At 69.4% G+C, this 4,102-nt stretch carries 5 protein-coding genes; 2 read left to right on the forward strand and 3 right to left on the reverse strand.

The window, feature by feature from the left end:
* Window positions 1-453 (forward strand): hypothetical protein (locus ACR2FV_RS03930; RefSeq protein WP_434014396.1); only part of this gene is annotated, 453 nt, incomplete at its 5' end.
* On the opposite strand, the gene ACR2FV_RS03935 is transcribed toward ACR2FV_RS03930, so the two are convergent.
* On the reverse strand, window positions 446-1,192 hold the full coding sequence (locus ACR2FV_RS03935) for a sulfite exporter TauE/SafE family protein (RefSeq protein WP_434014397.1): 747 nt from the start codon (window positions 1,190-1,192) through the stop codon (window positions 446-448). The two genes, ACR2FV_RS03930 and ACR2FV_RS03935, sit on opposite strands and share 8 nt — an antisense overlap.
* Entirely contained in the window at window positions 1,192-2,553 is a 1,362-nt protein-coding gene (locus tag ACR2FV_RS03940) for an MBL fold metallo-hydrolase (RefSeq protein WP_434014398.1), read from the reverse strand. The genes ACR2FV_RS03935 and ACR2FV_RS03940 overlap by 1 nt, the downstream gene beginning before the upstream one ends.
* A 173-nt stretch (window positions 2,554-2,726) precedes the next feature.
* Between ACR2FV_RS03940 and ACR2FV_RS03945 the strand changes: the two genes are divergently transcribed.
* Window positions 2,727-2,990: a metal-sensitive transcriptional regulator gene (locus tag ACR2FV_RS03945; RefSeq protein ID WP_434014399.1), complete on the forward strand. Its 264-nt coding sequence runs from the start codon at window positions 2,727-2,729 to the stop codon at window positions 2,988-2,990.
* A gap of 122 nt (window positions 2,991-3,112) precedes the next feature.
* On the opposite strand, the gene ACR2FV_RS03950 is transcribed toward ACR2FV_RS03945, so the two are convergent.
* Entirely contained in the window at window positions 3,113-3,589 is a 477-nt protein-coding gene (locus tag ACR2FV_RS03950) for a sensor histidine kinase (protein WP_434014400.1), read from the reverse strand.
* Between the last annotated feature and the right edge of the window lie 513 nt (window positions 3,590-4,102).

A 4,102-nucleotide genomic window follows, 5' to 3' on the forward strand; every position in this document is an offset into this window, starting at 1 on the left:
CCCGAGCACCTGAGTCGAGGGACCATCCGCCACGTCGACGCGGTGTGTCTCGTCGCCGAGCCCTACTTCCGCTCGTTGGAGACGGTTCGGCGGATGGCCATGCTCGTCGACGAGCTACCCATCGATCGGGTCGTCGTCGTCGCCAACAAGGTTCGGTCGCACGCAGACCTCGAGGCGATCACCGAATTCTGCGAGCGTCACTCCTTCGAGCTGGCCGGCAGCGTGCCGTGGAGCGAGGAGGTCGTGGCCGCGGACCGGGAGCAAGTCCCGGTCATCGAGTGGCCCGGCGCCGAGTCGGTGGTCGCGGCGGTTGCCGAACTGGGCGCACGGATCGCCGCACCCTCGGGAAGGCGGCACGGCGGCGATCATCAACGCGCTCGGGGACGAACCTACCCCGGCACCGCGAACAAGCACCGGAGAGCGACCCGACCAGATACCTCGTCGCTCAGATGAGCTCGGTCAGCGCCTGTCCGCCGGTGTAGACCGCCACCACCAGGAGCACACCGACGAAGATCTGCTGGACCCGACGTTGGTCGGTATGCCGGATCAGCAGCGCCCCGACCTGTACCCCCGCGACGGCGGCCACCGTGAACAACGCGAGGACGGGCCAGTCGAGCTCGACACCGGTGCCGAGGCGGAAGAGCAGCGAGGTTCCCGTGGCCGTGGTGGCCCTCATCCCCAACACGAGGATCAAGGCCGGGACGATGACGAACCCGCCGCCGACGCCGAAGAAGCCGGTGAGCACCCCGACGCCGGTGGCGGCCGCGGCGACCCGCAGCCAGCGGTGCGAGGCCCGGTCCTGCTCACGCGCTCCGCCCCTGTTGTCGTCCGCACCGCCCATCCCGGTGCGCCACATGAGCACCGCGACCCCGAGGAGCAGCAGGGCGAACACGCCCAGCAGGACCGGGCCCGGCACCAGGACGGCCCCGCGCGCGCCGGCATACGCCCCGGCCACGCCCAGCGACCCGAAGGCGATCCCTTCGGCCCACTGCACCCGTCCTGCCCGGGCGTGCACCGGCAGGCTCAGCAGCGCGGTGGTCCCCACAATCAACAGGGACCCCGTGGTGGCCTGCTGCGGGTCCTGGCCCAGCGCGAACACCAGAGCCGGCACGGTCAGGATGGAACCGCCGGCTCCCAGGGCGCCCAGGACGAGCCCGATGACCAGCCCGAGCGGCACCGACCAGGTCAGCATCAGGACTCGTGCACCAGGGGCAATCCGCTGTCAGCTGCCTGGTCGGCGAACGTGTCGTCGATGAGCACGACACGCCGTCCGTGGGCGTCCAGCACCGAGGCGGCGATGGAGGAGCGGTAGCCCGTGCCGCAGTGCACCCAGACTTCACCGTCCGGCACCTCGCTCAGGTGCTCGGTGAGCTGACCGAGCGGGATGTGGGTCGCCCCCTCGAGGTGCGAGGTCGCGAACTCCTTCGGGTTACGCACGTCCAGCACCTGCACGCGGCGGTGGTGACGCACCTGCGCGAGGTCGGCGAACGTCGCCACGTCGTAGCTGGCCAGGGGACGGTCCGACCACTGGTTCGGCTCGCCGGTGGCTCGGACCGCGACCTGGTCGACCCCGATCCGGGTCAGCTCGCGTTGCGCCTGCTCGACCTGCTCTACGCTGTTCCCCAGCAGGGTCAGCGTGGTGCCCCACGGGATCATCCACCCCAGCCAGGTGGCGAACTGACCGTCCAGCCCGATGTTGAAGGTGCCGGACGCGTGTCCGGCGGCGAACGCGGTGCGGGTGCGCAGGTCGACGACCCACTCCCCTGCCTCGAGGCGGCGGCGCACCTCCTGGGCGTCCGCCTCACTCGGCAGGGACAGGTCTGCCTTGTCAGGACCGGCGGCGTTGGCCGGGGCCATGTGCGCGTAGTAGGCCGGGTAGAGGTCCAGGCCGTGGACGATCGAGTCCACGTAGGTCTGCTCGTCCTGGGTCAGCGCCGGATTGCCCGTGCGCTCCAGGGCCAGCGTCGAGGCGTCGGCGTCGGACTGGGTCGCGGCGCAGAACGAGCCGAAGCCGTGGGTGGGCATCACCTCGGTCCGCTCGGGCAGCTCCTCGACCAGACGATGGGCCGAGGCATGCTGCAGCCGCGCCAGCTCCAACGTGTGCTCGCCGCCCAGGAGGTCGGGGCGGCCGGTGGCCCCGAAGAGCAGGCTGCCGCCGGTGAAGACCACCGGCCGCTCGCCCTCCAACACATAGGACAGGTGGGTGAAGGTATGACCGGGGGTATGCAGCGCGCGCAACCTGATCGCCTCGGACACCTCCACGACGTCGCGGTCCCCGACCGGCGTGCGCTCGAAGCTCACCTCATCGGCCGCATTGACGTAGTAGCTCGCCCCGACCTCGCGGGCCAGTGCCAGTCCCCCGGTGACGTAGTCGTTGTGGATGTGGGTCTCCAGGACGTGCGTGATCTGCACCCCCTCCTGTTTCGCCAGGGACAGGACGCGGTCGATGTCGCGCTGCGGATCGATGACGACGGCGACCTGCCCGTCATGCACCAGATAGCTGCGGTCCCCCAGCGATGGGGTCTCGATGGTCAGGACGGTCGGGATGCTCATAGGTCTCCTCACAGATCGACGTGGGCACCCGAGAACGGGCGACCACTGGACGAAGCCATGGTACACATACCCCCCAGGGTATACGACGGAGCGCGACACCCCCGGAGGTATCCTGACCGTTGTCTCCCACCGCAGCAGGCCACGCTCTCGATCCCCATCCCGAGGATGCCCACATGGAACTCTCCCCCGACGCCGTCCGCCCCTCCATCACCCGGCTCAAGCGGGCCCAGGGCCAGCTTGGTGCCGTCATCCGGATGATGGAGCAGGGTCAGGAGTGCGAGGACGTGGTCATGCAACTGGCCGCGGTCGGCAAGGCGATCGACCGGGCCGGCTACACGATCATCGCCACCGGGCTAAAGGAGTGCCTCACCGACGAGCACGGTCGAGGCGAGCTGGACACCGCCAAGATGGAGAAGCTGTTCCTGTCCCTCGCCTGAACGGGACACGTCGATCACCGGGGCATTGCCTCCGCGCACCGCGCGGGCTGCAGCCCCCATCGCGCGTAAGGACGGTTGACCGGCCCCGCGCAGGCGGGCCCTCCAGTTTGGCCGATCCAAGGTCAGCGTGCCTCGCCCCCGTCAGTCCGCCGCGCGAGGGGCAGGTCGACCGTGAAGGTGGAGCCGGTTCCTGGCCCGGCGCTCTGCGCCCGGATGCATCCGTCGTGCGCCTCAACCAGTGCGCGCGCGATGGCCAGACCGATGCCGCTGCCGCCCTGCTGCCGGGAGCGTCCGCCGTCGATCCGGTAGAAGCGCTCGAAGACCCGTGGCAGGTGCTCGGCCGTGATGCCCTCGCCGGTGTCGGTGATGCTGAGCCGGGCGGTATCGCTGCTGCATCCGGCGGTGAGGGTGACGCGGCCACCGGCAGGGGTATGCCGGAGCGCGTTGTCCAGCAGGTTGGCCAGGATCTCCGCGAGCCGGTCCGGGTCCGCCATCACAACGCAGTCGTCCGCGACCTCGCAGGACAGGGTCACCCCGCGCTCCTCGAAAGCCATCGCAGCAGAGGCGTGCGCGGACCGCAACAGGTCCGCGACGCCCACCCGCCGGCTGCAGGTCCAGCCCACGCTCCTCGGCGACGGTGACCCGGGTCAGGTCCGCGACGAGGCGCTCCACCCGGCCCAGCTCGGCCTCGACCATGGCGAAGGTCGCGCGGTTCCCGGTCAGCACCCCGTCGGCCAGCGCCTCGTGATATCCGCGGATCGTGGTCAAAGGCGTGCGGAACGAAAACCCTCAGAACTGGCTACTCTTGGAGACAGTGTGTCACCGTTGAAAAATGGCTGTGACCTGCACAAACACGACGCTCGCACTGTTGGACGTCGTTGGCCAGAGGTGGTCGCGGCGTGTCATCTTGCGGACCATTTGCGGACCGCTGGGATGTCAGGAGACGACCTCTGGGAGCAGCGTGAACGCATCGACGTGATTCGGTCGTACGACGTAACTACTCAGGTGGGCTGAGTTGGTTGTTCAGTTCGTGGCTGGTAGCCAGGGTGTGCCGGCGAGGAGGTCGCTTAGGGCGTCGAGGACAGGTGCACCGTTCTTGCGGGCGGTGGAAA

This window comes from Ornithinimicrobium sp. (assembly GCF_051004135.1).
Taxonomy (GTDB): Bacteria; Actinomycetota; Actinomycetes; order Actinomycetales; family Dermatophilaceae; genus Ornithinicoccus.